This is a genomic window from Muricauda sp. SCSIO 64092, assembly GCF_023016285.1.
Taxonomy (GTDB): domain Bacteria; phylum Bacteroidota; class Bacteroidia; order Flavobacteriales; family Flavobacteriaceae; genus Croceivirga.
This window is the reverse complement of the sequence record NZ_CP095413.1, coordinates 4,494,242-4,517,933: the sequence shown is the minus strand read 5'-3', so window position 1 is coordinate 4,517,933 and position 23,692 is coordinate 4,494,242. Positions and strand designations below refer to the sequence as shown.

Below are 23,692 nucleotides of genomic sequence, written 5' to 3'. Positions count from 1 at the left end.
TTTGTAGTTCATAGGTTAGGATTTGATAACGATATTGGGATTTCCTTCCAGAAGCCTTCACTCCTTTAGTACCACATCACTGTATTTGGAGTTTATCGTAATCCGTTTTCCTGAGTTGTCCTTTCCCCTAAACCCCTTGTGGATACTGGTATCATAATTTTTGGTGTGTTCCATGATCAAATCTGAGGGGTAGTGTATGGTGGATTTTGTTCCGTTCAAATAAAAGGAAACCGGGGTACTCGGCAAGATACAGATCACCTCACCATTTTGGACGGAGACATCAATATCCGTAAATCCCGGACCAATATCATTTATCAATAGTTTGCCCAGATTATTGGTTGCAAAAACCTTGTTGCGCAATTTGTCAATGACAATATCTGAAGAAACCCCATTAAACTGAAGTTCCCCGACTTCTTTAAGGGTAATGGGGTTGGAGTAATCTGCCTTGAGTTGCCCCAAGCTCCAATTCTGTACCACTATGGGCGAATAGGAAGCCCTAATGGTTGTGTTTTCCCCTTCAATGGTAGCGGCAAGCAAGCTTGCATAACGCAAGCTTGCATTAATGTTTTTGGTGGCAGCGGCCAGTTTTACCTCACCATGTTTTACATTCATTTTTAGCCTTACGGATTTGGGCATCTTTATCTTGATGGTCTTCTTTACCTTATATTTTTTGTTTTCCCCATCATCCGAAAAGTAAAATATTCTGGGCTCTTTGCCACTTCTTCCCCTTCTGGACTCTGCCCTCTCTTCCAGTAATTCTTTCCTGCGCTCTTGGTATTCTTTCATTTCCTGCTTTCTTTCCTCTAATAGTCTGGCACGCTCCTCCGCTCTTTTTTCCAACTCCTCTGCCCTCTTTTCCAATCGTTCTTTACGTTCCTCCAGCTTTTCTGCATTACGCTCTTCCCATACTTTGGCACGCTCTTCCACTCTTTCGCTCCATTCCTTCATCCGCTCTTTGTACTCCTCATCAAATCCTTCCCCAAAACTTTTGGCCCATTCCTCCAAATACTTCCTTCCTTCCTTTTCATATTCATCGTAGTCAAAACTTCTAAAGTTTATGGTCGGCATAGGGCGTAGCATCGGTAATTCGGGAATGACGGCCAACTCTGGAAGATCAGGGATTTCCAAATCAAGGAAAAAAGGTTCCACATCAAAATTGAAATCAAAATCCCCATTGAAAAAATCTCCCGATAGATTGCCAAAATGCCATGAATTTGCGGTTCGGGTCGTAATCTCGATCTCCTTGCTGTTTCCCACAATCTTGATTGGATCCTTTTCAAAATAGGCTTTCGCGTCATCCTCATCGGCGCCTTCCAAGGTTACCGTAGCTACAATTTCAACTTGATTTTTATCCCATGTATCAAATTCGATGTCTGCATGGGACGTATTGATTTCCAAAACGGCATCCGTGGCCACGTTAAAGGTTTCCTTGTACGTTTTGGTTTCCTGAGCCCAAACCCCTACTCCAAAGAGCAGTGTTGCACTAAATAATATTGGTTTCCTGTTCATTTTCTGATGATTTTAATTGATTTAATTTTTGTTTCAATTTTTGCAATAATTGCAACCGTAATTGTAGGTTTTGGATAAGGGCGGAGATGGTTTCATCATTGGGGCCAAACTCGTTGAGTTCTTTGTTCAATTCACGATATTCTTCATCAAGCCCTCCCAATTGCTCCATAAACCCATCCACCATTTCCTTGTTTTCCTCACAAACATCCAATTGGGACAGTTCATAGTTAATGCTGGCCACATAAAAATTCTCCACCTTTTGGAGGTCCGGGGAAAGATCGCCCAGGGATATCCCCGTTTTTGATGTTTCCGAGTTCGCTTTATCGACCACTATGGTGTTTGGGGTCTTGGTAGCTAAAGGACCTTTTATCAAAAAATAGGCGCCAATACTTATAAGCAACACTATCCCAGCGGCTATCCGTATCCAAAAGAACACAGGTCTTGGTTCCTTTTTTGGAAGTTCGGATTCCAATCGTTCCAAAAATCGGGCTTCATGGCCTTCACGCATCGGATACTTTTTGGATTTCCTTTCCGTTTCAAATAGTTTTCTAAGATCCTGTCCCATAATTCGATTGCTTTAACATGTCTTTTAACCTACCTTTTCCCCGCAACAACCTTGTCCTTGATGCCGTTTCGGATATACCAAGGATTTCCGATATTTCACTGTGATCGTATCCTTCCATCAAATAGAGCTGAACCACATACCTATACTTATCCGGGAGCTCCTCAATGGCCGTTTTAATGTCTTCCATATCAATTCCCTCTTCCACATCCCAATCCCCATCATCCACCATATGGATATAGCGCTCATCCAACTCCAGCATTCGCTGCTTCCTGGACTTTAAAAAATCAATACAACCATTCACCACAATTCGTTTAAGCCACGCCCCAAATGCTACTTCACCCTTGTACTGGTGGATGCGCTGAAAGGCTTTGATAAATGATTCCTGCAACACATCCTCGGCATCATCCTCATTTTTCAAAAAACGCATAGCCACACAATACATCCCTTCACAATACTTTCGATACAGCCGTAGCTGTGCACTTCTATTGTTGGCCTTACACTGTTCTACCAGTTCTAGTTGCAAAATGGTCGGTTTACTGTTGTTACTTTATAGACTGAAATAAAAAACCAATGTGGCAAAATGCAGCACATTTAACGGATTTTAACAAAAAAACACCCATCGAAATACAGCTTTAAAATCACCAATTTAAACCTGGTTTTGTCTTATTTTCGTTACCCAAATAAAGTAGAAGGATTTTGGCCGTTAAAAGAAATGACTTAGGGCAAAAGGCGCAGTTGCCCAAAATACGGAGACAGGGACCCATTTACATACCAGTGCTTTTTAATTCCCTAAAAAATGGGGATAAAATTGCATTAGCCCAGGGCATCACACTCATTGAAAGTACGCGGAACAAAGACTTTGAGCGTGCGGAAGAATTGGTCACCAGATGCCTCCAAGTCCATAGTAATAGTATCCGTATTGGTATAACTGGGGTACCGGGTGTGGGCAAAAGCACCTTTATAGAGGCTTTTGGGACCCATTTGACACAAATGGGGAAAAAAGTGGCGGTTTTGGCCGTGGATCCCTCAAGCAGTGTAACCAAAGGAAGCATACTTGGGGATAAGACCCGAATGGAAAAACTCGCCAAGGACCCCAATGCTTTTATACGGCCTTCCCCTGCCCAGGATTCCCTTGGGGGGGTTGCCAAAAGGACAAGGGAGACCATTATCCTTTGTGAAGCCGCTGGATTTGATGTTGTGCTTGTGGAAACCGTAGGTGTTGGCCAAAGTGAAACCTTGGTACACAGTATGGTTGACTTTTTCCTTCTTTTAAAACTTGCAGGGGCCGGAGACGAACTTCAAGGATTAAAAAGGGGGATAATGGAAATGGCAGACGCGTTGGTCATTAATAAAGCTGATGGAGAAAACCTGAAAGCGGTAAAACTTGCCATGACGGAGTTTAAAAGGGCCTTACATCTCTATCCTCCAAAAGAAAACGCTTGGTCACCGGAAGTATTGAGTTGTTCTTCCCTAAACAATTTGGGAATCGATGCCGTCTGGGAAATGATTTTAAAGTTTTTGGCACTTACAAAGGAAAATGGGCATTTTGGGGAAAATAGGATCGCCCAAAACAAAAACTGGTTTTTACAGACGGTCGAAGAGCAATTAAAGTTTCAGTTTTTTGGACGGGAAACCATTAAAAGAAAAATGGCCAATTATTTGGAACAGATAGCAAACCACACCATTTCACCAGTGGCAGCGGCCCATGAACTCCTGAACATCAGCAACCCAGGTACCGATGAAATACCCTAAATTTACATCGATTTAATCGCGATTCATGCAACCCGTCACCAACGCCCTTCTTTCCATAGTTGTTCCGTTATACAATGAGCAGGACAATGTTGAACTGCTCACACAAAAAATACATGAAAGTCTCCAAGGGTACCATTATCAAATTATATATGTTGATGATTTCTCTACCGATGACACCAAAATGGTGGTCCAAAAAATGGACGATCATCTGGTTACGTTGATCGAATTGAAAAAGAATTATGGCCAAAGTCTGGCCCTGGCCGCCGGTTTGGATTATGCCCAGGGGGAATACATTATAACCATGGATGGGGATTTACAGAACGATCCTTCCGATATTCCACAAATGTTGGAGTTCGCAGTGGGGGGAACGTATGATTTGATTACGGGCATACGACAGAAGCGCAAAGATTCCCTGGTAAAGAAAATACCCTCTAAAATTGCCAACTTTTTGGTCCGCCGTGTGACCAAGTTATCCATTAAGGACAACGGATGTGCCTTAAAGATATTCACTAAGGAGATTGCCAAAGGATTGAACCTGTATGGGGAAATGCACAGGTTCATTACGCTATTGGCCTTTTTGGAAGGGGCACAGATAAAACAGGTCCCCGTAAAGCACCACGCCAGACATGCCGGGAAATCCAAATATGGGCTGGAACGGGTATTTAAAGTGGTGGCCGATATGATGTTGCTGCTTTTTATCCGTAAATACTTTCAGCGTCCAATTCACCTGTTTGGGATATTTGGGGTTTTGTTAATTATCCTGGGCGTTTTGATCGAAGCCTATTTGCTTATCGTAAAATTCGGATTTGGACAGGATATTGGAACACGTCCCCTACTTATTTTTGGTATGATGTTCATTTTGGGCGGAATCCAGCTCTTTACCATTGGTATTGTAATGGAACTGCTCATCAGGACCTACTACGAATCACAATCCAAACGTCCATATCGCATCAAGAAAATTACCATAGGTGACGGAAAAGCAGCGTAAACTCCTTACCACTGCCTTAAAGGTGGTCGTCAGTGCCGTACTGATCTACTTTATCTTTACAAAAATTGATTTTAAGGAGGTCGTCAACGTATTGAAAACGGCAAACCCTTTATGGCTAATAGCTGCTTTTCTCCTGTTTGTCCTGTCCAAAATATTCAACGCCTTGCGGCTTAACCTTTATTTTCACACCATTGGTGTAAAACTTACCCAATTGAGCAATTTAAAGCTCTATGTGTTGGGGATGTTCTATAATCTTTTCCTTCCGGGAGGAATCGGGGGTGATGCTTATAAGGGCTATGTAATCCAGAAAAAATATCAAGTGGGGACAAAAAAGGTGGTGGGCGTATTATTGTTGGACCGATTAAGCGGAATGTTATTGATCCTTATTTTCGCCTGTGTTCTTGCCACTTTAATTGAAATACCGATCATTAAGGGATTACAATGGCTCTTTTGGTTGTCCATTCCTGTGGGTATATTAAGCTTTTGGATACTAAACAAGAAACTGTTTTCCTATGCCCTTCCCGTATTTTGGGGTTCTTTGGGGTATTCTACCCTACTTCAGTCCATTCAATTGGCTGCAACATTCTGTATTATACAGGCCCTTGGTATAAGCGAACCCATTTTGGCCTATTTGTTCATTTTTATGATTTCTTCCATTGTATCCGTCATCCCTTTGACCATTGGGGGAATTGGAAGTCGGGAGGTTACTTTTCTCTACGGGGCCAAATGGCTGGAATTGGATGCAAATACTGCCATCGGAATCAGCTTTGTTTTCTTTTTGATTACCGCCCTGGTTTCCTTTTTAGGCATAGGATATCATGTAAAAAAACCTCGGTTGGAAGTATATGACTAATTGCCAAAGTGTTTTTTCCGCGGCAGGCAAAACATAAGACGTAAGCAACGCCTAATCCTGCTTGTTATCGGCGTTATAGAACCCTCCCTTATTTGTTTTGCGACCTAGGGATTGCTCAATAATCAAATGGGCTACACCCACCATATTACGTAGCTCACATAAGGCCGTATTTAATTTGGTCTGTTGGTACAACTCCTCAACATCCCTATGAATAAGTTCCAAATGCTGTTTTGCTTTTTTTAACCTTCGGTTATTCCTAACAATGCCCACATAATTTTGCATAATCCCCTGCAATTGCTCAAGGCCATAGCTCAAAAGCACATTCTCCTTGGATATCACCATTCCTTGGTCATCCCAAAGGGGAATGTCATTTTTTTTGCTCCTAGATTCCGAGGACCGGGTAGTTGACAGGTGCGAGAAAATTTGGTCGGCATACACCAAGGCCTCAAGAAGCGAATTGGAGGCCAACCTATTGGCCCCATGTAATCCCGTTCTGGCACATTCCCCACAAGCGAACAAGTTATTCAGTGTTGTCCTTCCCTTCATATCCACAACAATCCCCCCACAGAGATAATGTGCCGCGGGAACCACAGGAATGAAATCTTTGCTAATGTCAATTCCAAGGGAAAGACACTTTTGATGGATATTGGGAAAATGGGTCACGAACTCCTGGGCATCCAAGTGCCTACAATCAAGATACACACACTTTTTTCCCGTCCTTTTAAGCTCAAAGTCAATACTTCGGGAAACAATATCCCTAGGGGCCAGTTCTGCACGTGCATCATATTTTGGCATGAACCGATGTCCCCTATCATCCACCAAATACGCCCCAAAACCACGTACCGCCTCAGAAATCAAAAAAGCTGGGGAACGCTCGTCTCCGTACAGGGCCGTTGGATGAAACTGTACAAATTCCATATCCTGGATTCTTGCACCTGCCCTATACGCCATGGCCACTCCATCGCCCGTGGCGATTATGGGATTTGTAGTGTGGCCATACACTTGACCTATTCCTCCCGCTGCCATGATGGTATACGAAGCCACAATGGGAAAAATGCTCCCGGAGCCCTGTTCCAAAACATAGGCCCCATAGCAACTAAAATTCGTTTTGGGACCTTTACGCTGTTCCGAAAAATGATGTTCCGTTATAAGGTCAACGGCAAAATGTTCCGGAAGCAACTCAATATTCTTTAAATCGGAACAATAGGCCAATAGTGCCCTTTCTATTTCGTATCCCGTACTATCCTTAAAATGGGCAACACGTTTTGTGGAATGTCCACCTTCCTTGCCCAAGTTCAGCTCACCACTTTCATCAGCATCAAAACGCGCCCCCCACCCCATTAACTCGCAAAACAATCCAGGGGCCTTCTTCACGACCATTTCCACAACTTTGGTATCACAAAGTCCATCACCGGCCACCAAGGTATCTTCCACATGACGCTCAAAGGAATCCTTCTGTTTATCAAGGACAACGGCTATGCCTCCCTGGGCATACTTGGTATTGGATTCTTCCCTGTCCCCTTTTGTTACGATGGTCACTTTTCTTTTGGGAAAATGTTGGGCCATTTTTAATGCAAAAGTCAAGCCCGCAATACCAGAACCAATAACGAGATAATCCGTTTTTTGCATGAATATCAAGAGAGTTGCATCATTCGGGAAACCGGTTCCAATGCTTTCCTGGCCAAGGCGGGATCCACATGGATTTCAGGCATTTCATCCTTTAGGCATTGGTACAGTTTTTCGAGCGTGTTCATTTTCATAAAAGCGCACTCACTACAAGAGCAATCGTTACTGGCCATAGTGGGAGCAGGTAGTAAAGTGGCTTCTGGAGCGGCTTCGGCCATTTTGTTCAAAATACCGGCCTCGGTGCCCACAATAAAAGTGCCTTTAGGGTTCTTTTTAACATAGGCCAACAATTGTGAAGTAGATCCAATAAAAGTGGCTATTTTCAGAATATGGGGTTCGGCTTCGGGATGGGCAATGAATTCTGCCTTGGGGTATTTCTTATGAAGTGCTATTATCCTATCTGCCGAAAAAGCTTCGTGAACTATGCAACTACCGTCCCAAAGTAATAGTTTACGATTGGTTTTGGCCATTACATAACGTCCCAGATTCTTGTCCGGAGCAAAAATAATGGGGCGGTCCTTGGGTATGGAATTCACCACCTTAACGGCATTGGAGGAGGTGCACACATAATCCGATACTGCCTTTACCGCCGCCGAAGCATTGATATACGTTACCACCACATGATCTGGATGGGCCGCAATAAAATCCATAAAATCCTGACCGGAACAAGAATCTGCCAAGGAACAACCGGCATTGGGCTCTGGCAACAGGACCTTTTTGTCGGGGTTGACAATTTTGGCCGTTTCCGCCATAAAATGTACCCCACAAAATACAATGATGTCGGCATCGGTTGCCGCCGCCTTAACGGAAAGCTCCAGGCTATCGCCCACATAATCGGCCGCCTGTTGAATTTCGGGCCGTTGATAATAGTGGGCCAATATTACCGCATTCTTGCGCTCCTTTAACGCGTTTATTTTTTCGGATAACTCCATTATTATTTTTCAAAAGGGGGCAAAATACGCGCTTAATTTTCAAAAAAAAATGATATTGATCATTGTGCTTTTGCCAACTTGACTTTCTTACTGAAGTATGTGCACCAAGTGCATGTTGTCCAGTTTTTTCAATCGGTTGGTGGGTTCCAAAAACTTAAGCTGTAAGCGGGTAATTCTAAACTGGTATACAGAGAGTTCTTCCTCCCAATCCACTCCAGCCTGCCGTAATTTTTCCAATTCATTGGAGGTGGCATAGACCCAAATGTCCCGTTTATTGACCAACTCGGCCAATGGTATGGTCTTAACCGGTTGTTGATTGTAAAAATCGAGGGCCCAAGTATGTCGATCACTTAATTTATAGATATTGTCCACCGAAATACCATTTTCCGCTATCTTTTTGGCCATTGTGGAACCTCCCTGATATTCCAATAGGGAAGGGTAAAAATGAAGGTTCATTATGCCGTTGAGCAAAAGTGAAGCATAGACTGATAGGGTAATCAACCTAACATAGTACGCTTCCTGCTTTAAGCAGAAATATACAATGACCAATAAGGTGGCAATTAACATAATATACCCGCCCGCCCGCTCAAATTTGAAGACATGGAAACAAACCAACAGCGAAAAAATAAACACGATTGCCAAAATGGAATATTGAATCCCCAACAACCCTTTTATCGCCTTTTTCTTGGTATAGCGGTGCAAACTATGGACATAAGAGGCCGTTAATATGGCGTACAAGGGCATCATGACATTCATGTAATGCGGCAGTTTGAACTGCGCAAAACTGATAATGAAAAAAATCAAGGTAATACCGCCTATGGTCAGAAATTCGAACTTTGGATTATAGGCAAACCTCATTTTAAAAAAAGCTTTGGCCCGCCACCAGTAGCCCACTATGGCCAGTACGGTCCATGGCAGGAATACCCATAAAAAAGTATGGAAAAAGAAGAAGAAGTCACTACTGTTCTTTCCAACCCCTTCGCCGCTCATCCGTTCAAAGCTCTGTTCCCAGAATATGAAGAAGATACCACTTCGATTGCCCCTTCCCCGAATTACCTTTTCAGGATGTAGATCAAATTGATGGTAATAGGCATACAGCATTGGGGTTATGGTCATGGCAAAAACCAAAAGGGCAATCAAAACCCTCCAGTTCAATATTAGTTTCCACTTTCTGGTATAACCCAAATGACATAGCATGCATATTCCAATGACCAAAAGGGCAATCTGTCCTTTTGTGGAAAAGGCCATCCCTGCCCCCAAAGCACCCAAAACTATAGCGAGCAATGATGTATTCTCAATATAACTGACCAATTGCCAAATGGCAAAAATGGTAAAGCCGGTGAGTACGGCATCCGTTCGCACATCAATTGCACCAAGCACTATGGTCTGACAGGTTAAAAAGATAAGGGCTGCAAACTTACCCACGTCATTATTGTACAACAATTTACCTAGGCCAAAACAACTATAGGCACCTAAAAAAGTTGCCAGGACTCCGGGAATACGGTAAGCCCAATCATGAATGCCAAAAATTTTGAAGGAAAGTGCCGCCAGCCAATAATGCATATGGGGTTTGTCCAGATACTCTTGCGGACCTTTGAAAAGGTTAAGAAAGTCATTTTCCTGAACCATTCGCATGGCCATTACGGCAAACTGGGCGGAATCGTTTTCAAAGAGTGTAACGAACAATCCAGCGATATACACCAGTACCATTAAAGCTACCAAAAACCAATAGCGAGTGTTGGTTATCATGCCCCAATTTTATGCTGCGCAAAGATATACAACTTGGCATAGATCCAGCCAAAAAACACACCTATTAGAATACCCGTAAGGACATCTCCCGGAAAGTGGACCCCAATGTAAATACGACTGTACCCCACCAACAACCCCCAAACAATAAGGACCGAGGGCATCCACCTTAACTTTGAACCGAGCATAAAGGAAAAAAAGGAAGCTACTGCCATGGAATTGGCGGCATGCGCCGAGAAATAACCGTATTTTCCGCCACAGGAACGTTTTACCAACCGCATCAACTCAAAAACCTGTTCATCATGGCAAGGTCGCAAACGGCCTATTCCATACTTAAAGAAATTGGCCAGTTGGTCGGTGGTAGTGATCAATAGTGTCACAACGACCAAAATAAGTAAGGTTTTCCTCCAACCAAAAAAATAAAAGGACAGTATCAGTAATAGCACATAGAGTGGAATGGAGCCCCATTTATTGGTAATGAACATCCAGAACCCGTCCCAGGTCGGGCTTCCCAAGCCGTTTAAGAACAGGAAAAGATTTTTGTCCAATTGGATAATTTCTTCCAAAACAATCTAGTTTTCGTATCGGGAAACTTCACGGTCATAAAAGGCGGTAGCAGCTTCGATCAGACCTTCCGCTTCGGACGTCAATTCCTCCTCATCTTCCTTGGAAAATTCTTCCAACCATTCCACCTCATCATTTTCCAAATTAATAATAAAGCGCGGATATTCGGTATGTACTATAAAAATGGCATTGGGGTAATCCGTGTTATCGCCCAAAAGAAACTTGGGTAGTTCCATAGTTTTTAAAATTCAAGTATTGAACTCCTTCAGTGCAAGCAACAAATTTAAAAACCAATGCTATGTTTTTATCCCTGCTTGCCTAAGAATCAATTTTTTGGTCAGTAAATTAAATCGAAGATACAACATAACTCCAGAAGCTGTAAGACCGGACAATAATCCAATCCAGATACCTATACTTTTAAGTTCAGTGTGCAATCCCAAATAGTAGGATATGGGAAAACCGATCAACCAGTAGGCAATAAAGGTAATCAAGGTAGGGATCTTAACATCCTGTATTCCCCGTAACGCCCCAAGAACAACAACTTGGATACCATCGGAAATTTGGAAAAAAGCGGCAACCAACAACAACTGTGGAGCCAGTGAGAGCACTTCCATATTATCTGCGCGGTTGGCCACATCTTTTACGTCCAAGTACAAAGTGGGCAACCAATCCTTACCCAATAAGAAAAATAATGCAAAAACGAGTTCAATGACCAAGGTTAAAAAGAATACCGATTTCCCTATCCGACGGAGTTCTTTAAAATTATTAAGCCCTTTTTGGTTTCCAACGCGCACCATGGCCGCAACACTCAGTCCCACTCCCACCATATAGGTCATACTGCTAAGGTTTAAAGCAATCTGATTGGCCGCTTGCGTGTTCTTACCCAAGACCCCACTTAACCAAACCGCGGCGGTAAAAATGGCCACTTCAAAAAATACCTGCATGGACGATGGAAAACCAAGGTTTACCAACTTCTTCATCATCTTTTTTTCCATACGCTTAAAATTGAAATTGGTGATGAAGCTCCTGAACCTTTCTTTATGGTACAACAAAAAATAAAGGTAAACCAACATTACGCAACGTGAGACCAGTGTTCCAATGGCAGCACCCAATATCCCCATTTTAGGAAAGCCAAAAGAACCAAAAATCAACAGGTAATTGATAACGATGTTCAACACATTGGCCACAATGGTCGCGTACATGGGGAATCTGGTCTGGGACATCCCCTCTGAAAATTGTCGAAATGCCTGAAAAATCAACATCGGGATTATGGAGATGGCCACCAAATTGAGATATGGAATGGCAAGTTCCACTACTTCCTGCGGTTGCTTTGCCAAATAAAGGAAGGGCTTGCAAAGTAAAATCAAAAAGAACAATGCCACGCCCAATACGCTACAAAGAAGCAAACCATGTTTCAATGCCTTTTTGGCCTCCATAGGGTCATTTGCACCATCCGCCTCCGCCACCAGAGGAGTAATTGCGGTAGAAAATCCAATCCCTACGTACATGAACATTAATACCAGACTATTTCCCAGGGAAACAGCCGCCAACTCCGCAGTTCCCAACTGTCCCACCATAATATTATCCGCAAAGGCAACCAAGGTATGTCCCAACATACCGAGTACAACGGGTGTAGCAAGTTTTAGATTGTACGGAAACTCTTTGATGTATCGACGTAAAGGCAAGTTTTCTGATGGTTAATGGTTGATGGTTGATGGTTAATGGTTAATGGTTAATGGTTAATGGTTGATGGTTGATGGTTGATGGTTGATGGTTGATGGTTGATGGTTGATGGTTGATGGTTGATGGTTGATGGTTGATGGTTGATGGTTGATGGTTGATGGTTGATGGTTGATGGTTGATGGTTGATGGTTGATGGTTGATGGTTGATGGTTGATGGTTGATGGTTAATGGTTAATGGTTAATGGTTAATGGTTAATGGTTAATGGAAAGTAGGAAACTTTTAACTCATAACTCATAACTTTTAACTCATAACTCTTAACTCTTAACTCTTAACTCTTAACTTTTAACCCTCAACTCTCCACCTTTTTCGCTTCTTCCCAAAAGACATCCATTTCGGTTAAGGTCATGTCCTTTAAGGTCTTGCCCAGTCCTTTTGCTTTTTCTTCCAAATACTGAAAGCGATGTATGAATTTTTTATTGGTACGTTCCAGGGCATTTTCAGGATTTACCCCCAGAAATCGGGCGTAATTGACCATGGAAAACAACACATCCCCAAACTCATGTTCAATCTTGTCCTTATCTGCAACTTTTAGTTCTTCCTGAAGCTCCCCCAATTCCTCCTGTAACTTTTCAAAAACCTGTTCCGGTTGTTCCCAATCAAAACCTACTCCAGCTACCTTTTCCTGAATGCGGTTCGCTTTTACCAAAGCGGGCAAACTGTTCGGTACGCCTTGGAGTACACTTTTTTTACCTTCTTTGAGTTTGATATCCTCCCAATTGCGTTTTACTTCCGTTTCATCACTCACGGAAACATCGCCATATATATGTGGATGCCGATTGATCAACTTATCACAAATTCCATTGGCGACATCCGCAATATCAAAATCCTGCGTTTCCGAACCTATTTTGGCATAGAAAACGATGTGCAGCAGTAAATCCCCCAATTCCTTCTTTACCTCCTCCAGATCATTGTCCAAAATGGCATCGCCAAGTTCATAGGTTTCTTCAATGGTCAAGTGTCGCAGTGATTGTAAGGTTTGCTTTCTGTCCCATGGGCACTGTTCCCTGAGTTCCTCCATTATGGTCAATAATCGGTCAAAAGCCTTTAGTTGTTCCTCCCGTGTTTTCATTGCTGAGCATTAAGGTCCCAAAGCTACTAAGTATCGATAGTATTGTATTCAATACCCTGGGAAAAGAAATCCGAAGTTATTAACCTAGACCGATAGCCATGCTTTTAAGTATTGATTGACCTGATTGGCTTAGCACATCCGAATTACGGGTAAGGAACCACCTGACTACGGCTTAATCCTTATCTTTAAACCAAACGAGCACCATTATGAAAATTGGTTTTACCGTACTGTGCCTCATATACAGTTTAACTTTTTATGCCCAGGAAATCATTGCGTTACCCAAAACGGATGATGGAAATTTGGAGTGGGTGGGACCGGAGAAAACGTTTTTCTCTGAAATTTGGAAGACCCAGGTAGTAACCAATGTCTCCCAACCAAGCATGCAAGTATTCCGACCAAAACCGGAAAACAATTCAGGGACTGCCGTAGTGGTAGCCCCGGGAGGTGGTTTGTATGCCCTGAGTATTGAAAACGAGGGTACGGCAGTGGCCGAATGGTTGGCCAAAAAGGGGGTTACGACCTTTGTTCTTAAATATCGATTGGTCCCTACAGGGGACGATGGCACTGCGGAGATAATGTCCACTCCTCCAGCCACCGTTTTACAAAAAGCTGGGGAAGTCCTCCCTTTTGCCGTAACCGATGGATTGAACGCTATTGCCCATATTAGGGAAAATGCTTCGACCTATGGGATAAATCCAAATAAAATAGGCTTTTTGGGTTTTTCTGCCGGAGGTGCGGTCACCATGGGTGTGGGATATGACTATACCGAAGAAAACAGACCGGACTTTTTGGTTCCTGTATATGCCTGGACGGATGCCCAAGCTATCCAAAAGCCAAAAACCAATGCACCGCCCATGTTCATCGTTTGTGCCTCCAATGATCCCCTAGGTCTCGCCAAAGGTTCCGTAGCATTGTATTCTTCCATGTTGGATGCCAATAAAAATGTCTCCTTGATGATGTATTCCAAAGGAGGTCATGGATTCGGGATGTACCCGCAGGGGTTACCCTCGGACACCTGGATAGAACGATTTTATGACTGGGCCATTAGCGAGGAACTAATTCCAAAACCAGTCCAATAATTTGGAGTTTTCAAGTGCATCCGGAGCAGTTTTTAGTCCTTGTAATAGGGAACGTTATGTACTTTGGAGAAGATGGGACTGCATAAAGCCCCATGTACTCTTTATTGGTCTAAACCCCTCCACTGCCGGAGGAAAATGTAACGATGCCACTACCAAAAGAATTATTGCCCATGCCCAAAGATTGGGGTTTGGAGGCTACTTTTTGTTGAATTGTTTTACCCGTATTGCAACCGATCCAAAAGAACTGGACCCAAGTGGTGATTGGAAGGAGAACCTAAATTGGTTCAAAAAGGTGGAACCGCATTGTTCCGAGGTGGTTTTTGCATGGGGAAAACACAAATTGGTAAAGAAAATGGGACGGGACATTTATTTTAAAAAACGCTTTCCAAGTGCAAAGTGTTTTGGAAATAATAAGGACGGTTCACCAAAACACCCGCTGTACCTCCCCTATTCCAGCACACTTTGTAATGTTTAAAACACAGAAATACAATGCTTTGTAAAATAGTACTTGAAGCTTCAATGAAATATTGCCTGTGTACAGGCTTTCTTTTGATCACTTCCTTCTTTTTTGCGCAAGATTCCGTTCCCTTTGGGAAAGAGGTGGTGGAAATTGTAAAACGGAATGATTCCCTATGGGATTCGTCCAGGGAAACCATCGTTTTTACGGGTAGTTCCAGTATCCGGTTTTGGAAGGACCTACAGGAACGATTTCCAGAAAATCAAGTGTTAAATGCCGGTTTTGGAGGGTCCCAGGCATCGGATTTGCTTTATCATCTCAACGATTTGGTATTGCGCTACGAACCTAAAAAAGTCTTTGTTTACGAGGGTGACAATGATATTTTTTCTAAAAAAAGTCCGCGAAAAATTTTGCAGACCACCCAAAACATCGTGGAACACATACTAAAGAGTGATGGGGAACGGGAAGTAGTCCTAATATCGGCAAAACCTAGTATTTCACGTTGGAAGCTACGTGGGAGGTATAGACGATTGAACAGAAAGTTGGCCAAATTCGCCATGAATACCCAACAAGTGGCCTTTGTGGATGTATGGAGTCCCATGCTCAATGGAAGAAAGGTAAAGACCGACATTTTTGTGGAAGATGGATTGCACATGAATGGAAAGGGATATGAAATATGGTATAACGCCCTTAAAGAATTTGTGGACTGAATGCTTTGCGATACTATCGGAATTTGAAAATATGGTATCGTTCCCCTACCTATTTTCAAATTAACTTTGTAGCTATAGACACCCCTTTCCCAAAAAGTTATACTAATGAATACCCGTAGTTTCCTTTCAAGCCTTATCGCTTCTTTTTCCATTGTTCTCTTTATCGGCTGTTCCGACGCGCCCAAGAAAATAGCATATCCAGAAACAGATTTGTCCCAAGCTGCACTTATCCCCAAACCCTTAAAGGTGGTCGCTACCAATTCAGCCTTTGGATTGGACAGCAAAACCGCCATTTACACCGCACAGGCTACCAATGGATTTGAAAAGGTTGGGCAGTTTTTATCGAATAAAATCCAAGCGCAATTAAGCCTTGACATCCCCGTGAATGAAAGTCCTTTGGAAGCGGTAGAGCGCATCATATATATCAATCAAACCGAGGCTTTGGAATCAGATGCCCCGGAAGCCTATCAATTGGATATCAAAAATGATAGTGTGTTGCTAAATGCCCGCACCGCGGCAGGTGCCTTTAGGGGTATCCAGACCCTACGGCAGTTGATACCGGAACAAAGCAACGATACTTTGGCGGAACAGCCTATGTGGCTCATCCCTTCGGGAAAGATAGATGATGCCCCTAACTTTGACTATAGGGGTGCCATGTTGGATGTGGCACGGCATTTTTTCACGGTTGAAGAAGTTAAGAAGTATATTGACCTCTTGGCTTATTATAAATACAACGCTTTCCATATGCACTTGACGGACGACCAAGGGTGGCGAATTGAAATCAAGTCCTGGCCCAAGCTAACAGAGATTGGTGCGCAAAGTGAAGTAGGTGGTGGCCCAGGCGGGTTCTATACCCAGGAGGAATTCAAGGAACTGGTAGCGTACGCCGCGGAACGCCATATACAGGTCATTCCGGAAATAGATATGCCAGGCCATACCAATGCCGCCAATCTGAGCTATCCTATTTTTCATGCCAAAGGGAAAGCGGAGACCCCAAGGGTACGCACGGATATGAAAGTGGGATATAGCTCATTTGATGCATACAAGGATACGGTATATGCCTTCCTGGACGATGTGGTTCGCGAAATTACGGCGATTTCTCCCAGTCCCTATTTCCATATTGGTGGTGACGAAAGCCATGCGACACCTAAAAAGGATTACATTCATTTTGTGGAAAAGGTGGAAAAAATCGTACAAAAACATGGAAAGAAGGCCATTGGATGGAATGAAATTGCCCAGGCAAATATCAGTCAGACAACTATTGGTCAATTTTGGAACGAACCCGAAAGTGCCCTGAAAATGGTGGAAAAAGGAAATAAAATCATTCTTTCCCCCGCCAAAAAAATCTACTTGGACATGAAATACGATACCCTTTCCAAACATGGCCTGCATTGGGCTGCGTACATTCCTGTTGATGATGCCTATAACTGGGATCCTGAAACTTATGTGGAAGGAGTGCCCAAGGAGCAGATTTTGGGGATAGAGGCCCCTCTTTGGTCAGAGACCATCAGTAATAGTGCGGAACTGGAATATTTGGCATTTCCAAGGGCCATTGGCTATGCGGAGTTGGGATGGACTCCTGCCGACCAGCGGAATTGGGAAGAATATAAAACACGATTGAAAGGACAGGTTCCTTACCTGAACCGCAATAACGTGAATTTTTACAAAACGGAATTAGTGGATTGGGAAAACTAAAAATGCATCGGGAAAAACCGTAAAGGCCATCTATTCCCGATGCATTGGCTGAAGAGGGTTCTTCTATTTTATAGCAATTATTCTCCCTGCCCCAAGGAAAATCCGCGTTTTCCATCAAATTTGTAGAGATTCTCCGTTTTGATCACATCATAGCCCAGATAGTTTAATTTGGACAATAAAGCGACCACTTGTTCAAATTCAATGGGTGCATACTCTGGTTCAGCCCTATCGATTTTTGCTTCAACACCAACAAATCGACAACGCCAGTGATCGGTGCAATAGGTTTCCTTAAGTCCTTTGGGGTAGACCTTTACCCCTCGATTGGTAATCATTTTAAGCTTTAGTCGATACACGTCTATTCCTGAAAGTGCATCTCCCAATTCGTTGGGATCTTTGCCCTGCCAATCCAAGAACACGTCCACGCCCACCAATTCCTTTTCCTGCTGTTTGCGTACATAATCGGGAATGTGAACAATTCCTTTCCCATTGGCCAGGGTACTGATCGGTAGTTTTTCGGGAAGTTGGTCCAAATTCCCAATGACCTTGTCCGCAAACCCTTGGGTATTTACCTTTTGGGCACTCACACCTTCCCTATAGATATCCGCAGTATGGAATCCTTGTTCCAATGTGGTTAACCAGGCATTTTTTATTTTGTCCCCTACTTCGGGCTGTCCAACATGGGCCAACATGGCAACGGCGGCATTGATCAAACCGGAAGGATTTGCTATGCCCTGCCCTGCGATATCCGGAGCAGAACCGTGGATGGCCTCGAACATGGCTACATTCCGTCCTATATTGGCAGAACCGGCCATACCAACAGATCCGCCTATTTCCGCTGCAATATCGGAGATGATGTCCCCATAAAGGTTGGCCGTAACCACAACATCATAATTTTCCGGTTTGGCCGCCAAACGGGCAGAACCTATATCAATAATTTGGGTTTCGTTTTCAATCTCTGGATATTCCTGTGAGATCTCCTTGAACACTTGATGGAACAATCCATCGGTCAATTTCATAATATTATCCTTGACCATACAGGTCACTTTCTTTCTATCGAAAGCTTTGGCATATTCAAAGGCATATCTTACAATGCGCTCACAACCCGGTCTGGTAATGAGTTTAAGACATTGCACCACATCCTGGGTTTGCCTATGTTCTATCCCAGCATAAAGGTCCTCCTCATTTTCCCGTATGATGACCACATCCATGTCCGGAAAATTGGTAGGTACATAAGGATGCAAAGCGGACACGGGCCTAACATTGGCAAAAAGTCCCAAGGATTTTCGTAAGGTAACATTTAAACTTTTGTAGCCTTTACCTTGTGGGGTAGTAATGGGGGCCTTAAAAATAAGTTTGTTGTTGTTAATGGCCTCCCATGCGTTGGTATCAATTCCAGAGGTATTTCCGGAGAGGTACACTTTTTCCCCCAGTTCAATAAAATCAGGTTCTATGTTGGCACCGGCCGCCTCCATGATGCGTAAGGTCGCCTTCATAATTTCCGGTCCAATGCCGTCGCCCATCGCTACGGCAACCTTTACAGGTGTGTTCACCGATTTACCCTGATTTTTCTTGATCAATACTTTTGTATTCATATTTTGGTACTAAAACGTTTTCGACTGCAAATATGAAGAGATCTTTTCATAAAAATTTATTTAATTATTTTACAAATAACATAAATAGAATTTATGAATTTATCCTTGTACCGTAAGAAAGGTATTATTGTGGCATCTGGGTCAAAGCCTCACGGATCCTAGCGTTCCATTGTTTTTGCATCTCCTCGTTTCGTGAGAAATTGGTCTCCCAATCGTATTTATCCTGAAAATCGGAAAGTTCTTTTAAGGTCTCCCTATAAATCTTTCGTACCTCGGTTTTCACATTTTCGGTGAAGGTGGTCTGCCTGAGTTTCAATCGCATTTTTCGGGCAAATAGTTCCGATATATCAAAATGCAGCCGTTCATGTTGCAGCAAGTTTTCCGAGGCCAGAGTTGGTTTGTACCAAGACTCATTGGGATAGAAATAGGCCGTGACCTCAAAATCCAATTCCACCTCATGGTGCATAATATTTGCGGAATAAGTATAGCTTATACCACTTGCCGTGGTCGCTGCAGAACTGGCGTCGGGTGGGAGTTGGGCCTTAAAATCGTTCCATTCCAGTCTTTTGGAAGCACTCCATGGAATTGAACCTTCCGGTACCTGTGCATTACCGAGGCCCGCAATAAGAAAACCAAATACTATGGCAATTATTCTTGTATCCAATTATAGGTGATTCCCTTTTCAATATCCGGGTGCAAACTGTAGTGGATAGGACAGGTATTCCCAATGCGCTCCAAAATGGTTCGGTTTTTTTTGGATACATGGGCAGGAAGTGACAGAGCGATCTCAATCTTGGAAATTCTACGTGGATCACTGGCCATGTGTTTGGTAACCTCCGCCACGGAATTGGTCAAATCCACTTCCAAATCCCTGGCTTTTATGCCCATCACTGTAATCATACAACTGGCCAAACCTGTTGCTACGGTATCGGTAGGGGAAAATGCCCTCCCCAGACCATTGTTGTCCACCGGAGCATCCGTAATAAATTCATTTCCTGATCGGAGGTGAATGCAAGTTGTGCGAAGTTCTCCGTTGTAGGTAACTTTTGAGGTCATTTTGTTTCCAATTGTTTAATTCGTAGCTCATCGTACTGCATCAAATAAGACGCCTCATTAAAGAAACCGGAGGACCAATCGTTGAAATAATTGAACCGATTTCCACTATACTCCGTTTCGCCAACGATTTTGGCGGTTTCAAACAGATCTTTTTGATAGCCCAATTTCAAAAGTAAATCCAGCATTAAATCAAATCCGCGCACCGCATAACGGTCCGGTTGGTGCCTGAACCTTTTGGTGTAGGCCCTGGTGAAGGAATCGTTCTCCACTATACGATAGGCGGATGGGAACGTAAATCCCAAGTTGGAGAGGTGGGGCCTTGATACGGATTCTGCTTCAAAAGCGGTATTGTAATTGGTAGTGAACATTTTCACTATGATCTTCTTGGTTTCCCCGGATTCCTCGTCCACAATCTCTGCATTGGAAGCATTTAAAATAGAGGTGACACTGGCCGCCAAATTGGGCTGATCCGTTTCCACGAATATCCAGTTTTCTTCCTGCTCCGATAGCATGACCTGGAAATCCACCAAGTGCAAGGAACCATCTTCACTCATTTTTGCAGCCCGGGCCATCGGAAATCGAGATAGGATGGAGTCTTTTGCAGCTTGATGTTTTTCATCCGCAATCACGATTATGGTCTGGTTTTCCCTCCTTTTTTCAATGTAATCCAATATGCAGTTTCTCATAACCTCATCCTTGGGATTGGTAAAAAACACATTGGACATGCTCAATTCACTTGTTGATGCAAAAGGTGCCACTACGGGAACGTTGTAACCATTCGCCTGGACCGCGATCTCCCCTAAAAGCCCGGGATCCACCGGGCCTAAAATGGCATCCACGCCAAACAGGGACCGTTCGGACAGTATCCGTTTTACTTTTTCCAAATTACGTTCGGTATCCAACACCTTAACATTGACCGAAACCCCTAATTTATTAATGGAGTCAATGGCAATTAAGGCCCCCGTATACAGTCCAAGTGCGTAGGAGATATCCTTACGGTTGATTTGGTTTTGCGTGACCTCGGAATTATTGAAGTTAATACGGTCCAAACGGAAAGGCAGCATGAGCATTACATTCGGTTTGTTTTCAATTTTAAGGCTGTCCGCCAGGTTAAACCTATCCAGCACCAAGGCATTTTTCACCTCCAACTGCTCCATCTTTTCCTTGGGCAATTTAAGGACCATTCCCGCTTTTAGGCCATTCTCCAATTGAGGGTTCAACAGAAATAGGGAATCCCTCGAAATATCCAGGTTTTGGGTCAATCGAAAAATGTTTTGTTTCGGTTTGACCTCATAAAAAATATAGTTTTCCGTATTTACAATCTCCGTTTTAGGTTTCGGTTTGGGCAACCGAAGGATCATTCCTTCCCTGAGTCCACCTATCTCTTTGATCTCTGGATTGAGCTTCATTACCGAGTCGACGGGAATACCATAATTTTGACTCACTCGGAACAGTCCCATGGATTTAGGTACGGTAAAAGATTCAAAGATCACCACTTCCTGTTCCTTTAGGCTATCGCCCTTGGGCCTGGGCAGTTTCAATTCCTGACCTATGGCCAGGTAACTTTGGTTTTTAGGCAAATCGGGATTCAGTGCCAGTAGGCTATCCACGGTTATCCCGTATTTATGGGCAATGCTCCAACGGGTTTCTTTGGGTTGTACCGTATAGGTTTCGAAGTCCATTTCCCGCTCTTCGTCCTCATCAACCTCTGGATATTTGGGAATTTGAAGGACCATTCCCTTTTTTAGGGGCTGGGCATACAAATCCGTATTGTATCGCTTAATTTGTTCCTCGGTAACCCCATATTTTTGGGTCAGGCTAAAAAGGGTTTCCTTTCTCCTGACACGATGCCTTTGATAACCAATGGGTTCCACCTGCTTGGGTTGCTCCTCAACTTCCGGCTCAGGCTTTTGTATGGTCTCCACACCTTCCACTTCCCCATTTATGGGAATGATCAGGATGGTATTGGGTTTGATTTCCTCTACTTTTTTGATTTCCGGGTTTTCCTGAAGTATGGAATAGGGCGTTACCCGATAGTATTTGGCAATGCTGTAAATGGTTTCCCCCTCTTTTACCGCATGGGTTACATAACGTTGTTGGGCGAAGGAAATGCCCAAGGACCAAAAGAAAAAAACAATCGAAAGGATTGCGGAAGTTTTATATAGTTTCATTCCCATTCTATAGTTGCCGGTGGTTTTGAACTAATGTCATATACCACCCTATTAACGCCTTTTACCCTATTGATTATTGTGTTGGACACTTTTTGTAAAAATTCGTAGGGTAGATTTACCCAATCCGCCGTCATACCATCGGTACTTTCAACAGCCCTTAATGCCACACATTTTTCATACGTCCGCTCATCTCCCATCACCCCTACACTATTTACGGGTAAAAGCATGGCTCCGGCCTGCCAGACCTTGTCATAAAGGTCATATTTTTTTAATCCATCAATAAAAATGGCATCTACCTCCTGGAGTATGGATACCTTTTCCGCGGTAATATCCCCCAGGATCCGAATCCCCAAACCAGGCCCTGGAAAGGGATGCCTACCCAAGATGGACTCTGGCATACCCATGGTCCTTCCTACACGTCTCACTTCATCCTTGAACAAAAGATGTAACGGTTCTACAATTTTCAGCTTCATATAATCCGGCAACCCCCCAACGTTATGGTGGCTTTTTATGGTCGCCGAAGGACCCCCACTGGCAGAGACGGATTCTATCCTATCTGGATATATGGTTCCTTGGGCCAACCATGTGGCATTTTCCACTTGATGTGACTCATCGTCAAAAACCTCAATAAAAATCCGACCGATTATCTTTCTTTTCCTTTCCGGTTCCGATTCACCCTTCAAGGCTTCCAAAAAGCGTGCCGAAGCATCCACACCCTTGACATTGAGTCCCATACCCTGATACTGCTCCAAAACCGTATGGAACTCGTTTTTACGCAACAACCCGTTGTTTACAAAAATGCAGTGCAGTTGTTTTCCTATGGCCTTGTGCAACAACATGGCCGCAACACTACTGTCCACGCCTCCGGAAAGGCCAAGGATAACATTTTCATCACCAATTTTTTCCTTCAGTTCCGCTACTGTGGTTTCCACAAAGGCATCTGGGGTCCAATCCTGTTTCAGTCCCGCTATGTCCACCAGAAAATTCTTCAAAATCCGTGAACCCTCTTTGGTATGATATACTTCTGGATGGAATTGAATTCCATAGGTTTCCTCATTTTCAATCCGATACGCTGCATGCTCAACGTCCTCCGTGCTGGCCAATAAACATGCATTTTCAGGGAGTTCCTTTATGGTATCGCTATGGCTCATCCATACCTGACTGTTCTCGGAAATTCCGTTTAAAAAAGCTTCGTTAGGTTTAAAATTGGAAAGATGGGCGCGCCCATATTCCCGAGTTGCCGAGGGTGCCACATTTCCTCCACCCGAAATTGCCAAATACTGGGCTCCATAGCAAATGCCCAAAAGTGGTTTTTTTCCCTTGATTCCGGTTAAATCCGGTTTAGGTGCATCACTGGCACGCACCGAATAAGGTGAACCTGAAAGAATCACCGCTTGATAAGGCGATAGATCTTTTGGGGGATTGTTATAGGGTTTGATTTCGGAGTAAATATTGAGTTCCCTCACGCGCCTGGCGATCAACTGGGTGTACTGGGAACCAAAATCTAGAATAAGGACTTGGTTTTGCATGGGCAAAAATAGCAAAATGCCCTATTTGCCAAAGCATCTTTTTAGGTATATTTAT

General features: G+C 43.4%; 22 protein-coding genes. 7 read left to right on the top strand and 15 right to left on the bottom strand.

The annotated features are described in order from the left end of the window. Window positions 1-57: 57 nt before the first annotated feature. The 3 genes from L0P88_RS18695 to L0P88_RS18685 are packed head-to-tail and all read right to left on the bottom strand — an operon-like array spanning window position 58 to window position 2,600. Window positions 58-1,509, bottom strand: coding sequence for a hypothetical protein (locus L0P88_RS18695; RefSeq protein WP_247131427.1), 1,452 nt, complete (start codon window positions 1,507-1,509; stop codon window positions 58-60). After that, window positions 1,484-2,074, bottom strand: a complete 591-nt coding sequence (locus L0P88_RS18690) for a hypothetical protein (protein WP_247131426.1) — start codon at window positions 2,072-2,074, stop codon at window positions 1,484-1,486. Before L0P88_RS18690 ends, L0P88_RS18695 begins: the two co-directional genes overlap by 26 nt. After that, entirely contained in the window at window positions 2,058-2,600 is a 543-nt protein-coding gene (locus L0P88_RS18685; protein WP_247134897.1) for an RNA polymerase sigma factor, read from the bottom strand. The genes L0P88_RS18690 and L0P88_RS18685 overlap by 17 nt, the downstream gene beginning before the upstream one ends. Before the next feature lie 170 nt (window positions 2,601-2,770). Here L0P88_RS18685 and meaB point away from each other — a divergent pair, with 170 nt between their 5' ends. Genes meaB through L0P88_RS18670 form a run of 3 tightly spaced genes read left to right on the top strand, consistent with a single transcriptional unit; the run spans window position 2,771 to window position 5,667 of the window. Next, window positions 2,771-3,826 (top strand): methylmalonyl Co-A mutase-associated GTPase MeaB, encoded by a 1,056-nt coding sequence (meaB, locus tag L0P88_RS18680; RefSeq protein ID WP_409557694.1) that lies wholly within the window; start codon window positions 2,771-2,773, stop codon window positions 3,824-3,826. Between the two features lie 25 nt (window positions 3,827-3,851). Beyond that, on the top strand, window positions 3,852-4,814 hold the full coding sequence (locus L0P88_RS18675) for a glycosyltransferase family 2 protein (protein WP_247131425.1): 963 nt from the start codon (window positions 3,852-3,854) through the stop codon (window positions 4,812-4,814). Then, window positions 4,795-5,667, top strand: a complete 873-nt coding sequence (locus L0P88_RS18670; protein WP_247131424.1) for a lysylphosphatidylglycerol synthase transmembrane domain-containing protein — start codon at window positions 4,795-4,797, stop codon at window positions 5,665-5,667. The genes L0P88_RS18675 and L0P88_RS18670 overlap by 20 nt, the downstream gene beginning before the upstream one ends. 51 nt (window positions 5,668-5,718) lie before the next feature. Here L0P88_RS18670 and nadB read toward each other — a convergent pair whose 3' ends face one another. The 7 genes from nadB to mazG all read right to left on the bottom strand — a co-directional run bounded on the left by nadB (window position 5,719) and on the right by mazG (window position 13,348). Then, window positions 5,719-7,296 (bottom strand): L-aspartate oxidase, encoded by a 1,578-nt coding sequence (gene nadB / locus L0P88_RS18665; protein WP_247131423.1) that lies wholly within the window; start codon window positions 7,294-7,296, stop codon window positions 5,719-5,721. Window positions 7,297-7,301: 5 nt separating this feature from the next. Continuing rightward, the gene (gene nadA / locus L0P88_RS18660) at window positions 7,302-8,225 is read right to left on the bottom strand and encodes a quinolinate synthase NadA (RefSeq protein ID WP_247131422.1); all 924 of its coding nucleotides are present in this window, start codon (window positions 8,223-8,225) and stop codon (window positions 7,302-7,304) included. Window positions 8,226-8,312: 87 nt separating this feature from the next. Further along, a complete protein-coding gene (locus L0P88_RS18655) occupies window positions 8,313-9,974 on the bottom strand; it encodes an ArnT family glycosyltransferase (RefSeq protein WP_247131421.1) in 1,662 nt (553 codons plus the stop codon). Then, complete coding sequence (locus L0P88_RS18650) at window positions 9,971-10,537, bottom strand: phosphatase PAP2 family protein (RefSeq protein WP_247131420.1); 567 nt, start codon at window positions 10,535-10,537, stop codon at window positions 9,971-9,973. The genes L0P88_RS18655 and L0P88_RS18650 overlap by 4 nt, the downstream gene beginning before the upstream one ends. A 6-nt stretch (window positions 10,538-10,543) precedes the next feature. Continuing rightward, the gene (locus L0P88_RS18645) at window positions 10,544-10,771 is read right to left on the bottom strand and encodes a hypothetical protein (protein ID WP_247131419.1); all 228 of its coding nucleotides are present in this window, start codon (window positions 10,769-10,771) and stop codon (window positions 10,544-10,546) included. Window positions 10,772-10,831: 60 nt separating this feature from the next. Then, window positions 10,832-12,220, bottom strand: a complete 1,389-nt coding sequence (locus tag L0P88_RS18640; protein WP_247131418.1) for an MATE family efflux transporter — start codon at window positions 12,218-12,220, stop codon at window positions 10,832-10,834. A 348-nt stretch (window positions 12,221-12,568) separates the two neighbouring features. Next, the gene (mazG, locus tag L0P88_RS18635) at window positions 12,569-13,348 is read right to left on the bottom strand and encodes a nucleoside triphosphate pyrophosphohydrolase (RefSeq protein WP_247131417.1); all 780 of its coding nucleotides are present in this window, start codon (window positions 13,346-13,348) and stop codon (window positions 12,569-12,571) included. A 206-nt stretch (window positions 13,349-13,554) separates the two neighbouring features. Between mazG and L0P88_RS18630 the strand changes: the two genes are divergently transcribed. From L0P88_RS18630 to L0P88_RS18615, 4 genes are all read left to right on the top strand, one after another. Next, complete coding sequence (locus tag L0P88_RS18630) at window positions 13,555-14,427, top strand: alpha/beta hydrolase (RefSeq protein WP_247131416.1); 873 nt, start codon at window positions 13,555-13,557, stop codon at window positions 14,425-14,427. A 1-nt stretch (window position 14,428) separates the two neighbouring features. Continuing rightward, complete coding sequence (locus tag L0P88_RS18625; protein WP_247131415.1) at window positions 14,429-14,902, top strand: DUF1643 domain-containing protein; 474 nt, start codon at window positions 14,429-14,431, stop codon at window positions 14,900-14,902. 14 nt (window positions 14,903-14,916) lie between these two features. Continuing rightward, window positions 14,917-15,594 (top strand): GDSL-type esterase/lipase family protein, encoded by a 678-nt coding sequence (locus tag L0P88_RS18620; protein WP_247131414.1) that lies wholly within the window; start codon window positions 14,917-14,919, stop codon window positions 15,592-15,594. Window positions 15,595-15,699: 105 nt separating this feature from the next. Next, window positions 15,700-17,289: a beta-N-acetylhexosaminidase gene (locus L0P88_RS18615; RefSeq protein ID WP_247131413.1), complete on the top strand. Its 1,590-nt coding sequence runs from the start codon at window positions 15,700-15,702 to the stop codon at window positions 17,287-17,289. Between the two features lie 77 nt (window positions 17,290-17,366). On the opposite strand, the gene L0P88_RS18610 is transcribed toward L0P88_RS18615, so the two are convergent. The 5 genes from L0P88_RS18610 to guaA all read right to left on the bottom strand — a co-directional run bounded on the left by L0P88_RS18610 (window position 17,367) and on the right by guaA (window position 23,637). Beyond that, window positions 17,367-18,881 (bottom strand): NADP-dependent isocitrate dehydrogenase, encoded by a 1,515-nt coding sequence (locus L0P88_RS18610; RefSeq protein ID WP_247131412.1) that lies wholly within the window; start codon window positions 18,879-18,881, stop codon window positions 17,367-17,369. A gap of 124 nt (window positions 18,882-19,005) precedes the next feature. After that, window positions 19,006-19,545 carry a DUF922 domain-containing protein gene (locus L0P88_RS18605; protein ID WP_247131411.1) on the bottom strand — a complete coding sequence of 180 codons (540 nt, stop codon included), beginning with the start codon at window positions 19,543-19,545 and terminating at the stop codon, window positions 19,006-19,008. Beyond that, window positions 19,530-19,937: an OsmC family protein gene (locus L0P88_RS18600; protein WP_247131410.1), complete on the bottom strand. Its 408-nt coding sequence runs from the start codon at window positions 19,935-19,937 to the stop codon at window positions 19,530-19,532. The genes L0P88_RS18605 and L0P88_RS18600 overlap by 16 nt, the downstream gene beginning before the upstream one ends. After that, a complete protein-coding gene (locus L0P88_RS18595) occupies window positions 19,934-22,108 on the bottom strand; it encodes a LysM peptidoglycan-binding domain-containing protein (RefSeq protein ID WP_247131409.1) in 2,175 nt (724 codons plus the stop codon). Before L0P88_RS18595 ends, L0P88_RS18600 begins: the two co-directional genes overlap by 4 nt. Next, window positions 22,105-23,637: a glutamine-hydrolyzing GMP synthase gene (gene guaA, locus L0P88_RS18590; RefSeq protein WP_247131408.1), complete on the bottom strand. Its 1,533-nt coding sequence runs from the start codon at window positions 23,635-23,637 to the stop codon at window positions 22,105-22,107. The genes L0P88_RS18595 and guaA overlap by 4 nt, the downstream gene beginning before the upstream one ends. Between the last annotated feature and the right edge of the window lie 55 nt (window positions 23,638-23,692).

Coding starts and splice junctions, on each gene's coding strand:
- L0P88_RS18695 (WP_247131427.1), bottom strand. CDS start 1,509: ATGAACAGGAAACCAATATTATTTAGTGCAACACTGCTCTTTGGAGTA.
- L0P88_RS18690 (WP_247131426.1), bottom strand. CDS start 2,074: ATGGGACAGGATCTTAGAAAACTATTTGAAACGGAAAGGAAATCCAAA.
- L0P88_RS18675 (WP_247131425.1), top strand. CDS start 3,852: ATGCAACCCGTCACCAACGCCCTTCTTTCCATAGTTGTTCCGTTATAC.
- nadB (WP_247131423.1), bottom strand. CDS start 7,296: ATGCAAAAAACGGATTATCTCGTTATTGGTTCTGGTATTGCGGGCTTG.
- nadA (WP_247131422.1), bottom strand. CDS start 8,225: ATGGAGTTATCCGAAAAAATAAACGCGTTAAAGGAGCGCAAGAATGCG.
- L0P88_RS18655 (WP_247131421.1), bottom strand. CDS start 9,974: ATGATAACCAACACTCGCTATTGGTTTTTGGTAGCTTTAATGGTACTG.
- L0P88_RS18645 (WP_247131419.1), bottom strand. CDS start 10,771: ATGGAACTACCCAAGTTTCTTTTGGGCGATAACACGGATTACCCCAAT.
- mazG (WP_247131417.1), bottom strand. CDS start 13,348: ATGAAAACACGGGAGGAACAACTAAAGGCTTTTGACCGATTATTGACC.
- L0P88_RS18630 (WP_247131416.1), top strand. CDS start 13,555: ATGAAAATTGGTTTTACCGTACTGTGCCTCATATACAGTTTAACTTTT.
- L0P88_RS18620 (WP_247131414.1), top strand. CDS start 14,917: ATGCTTTGTAAAATAGTACTTGAAGCTTCAATGAAATATTGCCTGTGT.
- L0P88_RS18615 (WP_247131413.1), top strand. CDS start 15,700: ATGAATACCCGTAGTTTCCTTTCAAGCCTTATCGCTTCTTTTTCCATT.
- L0P88_RS18610 (WP_247131412.1), bottom strand. CDS start 18,881: ATGAATACAAAAGTATTGATCAAGAAAAATCAGGGTAAATCGGTGAAC.
- L0P88_RS18600 (WP_247131410.1), bottom strand. CDS start 19,937: ATGACCTCAAAAGTTACCTACAACGGAGAACTTCGCACAACTTGCATT.
- L0P88_RS18595 (WP_247131409.1), bottom strand. CDS start 22,108: ATGAAACTATATAAAACTTCCGCAATCCTTTCGATTGTTTTTTTCTTT.
- guaA (WP_247131408.1), bottom strand. CDS start 23,637: ATGCAAAACCAAGTCCTTATTCTAGATTTTGGTTCCCAGTACACCCAG.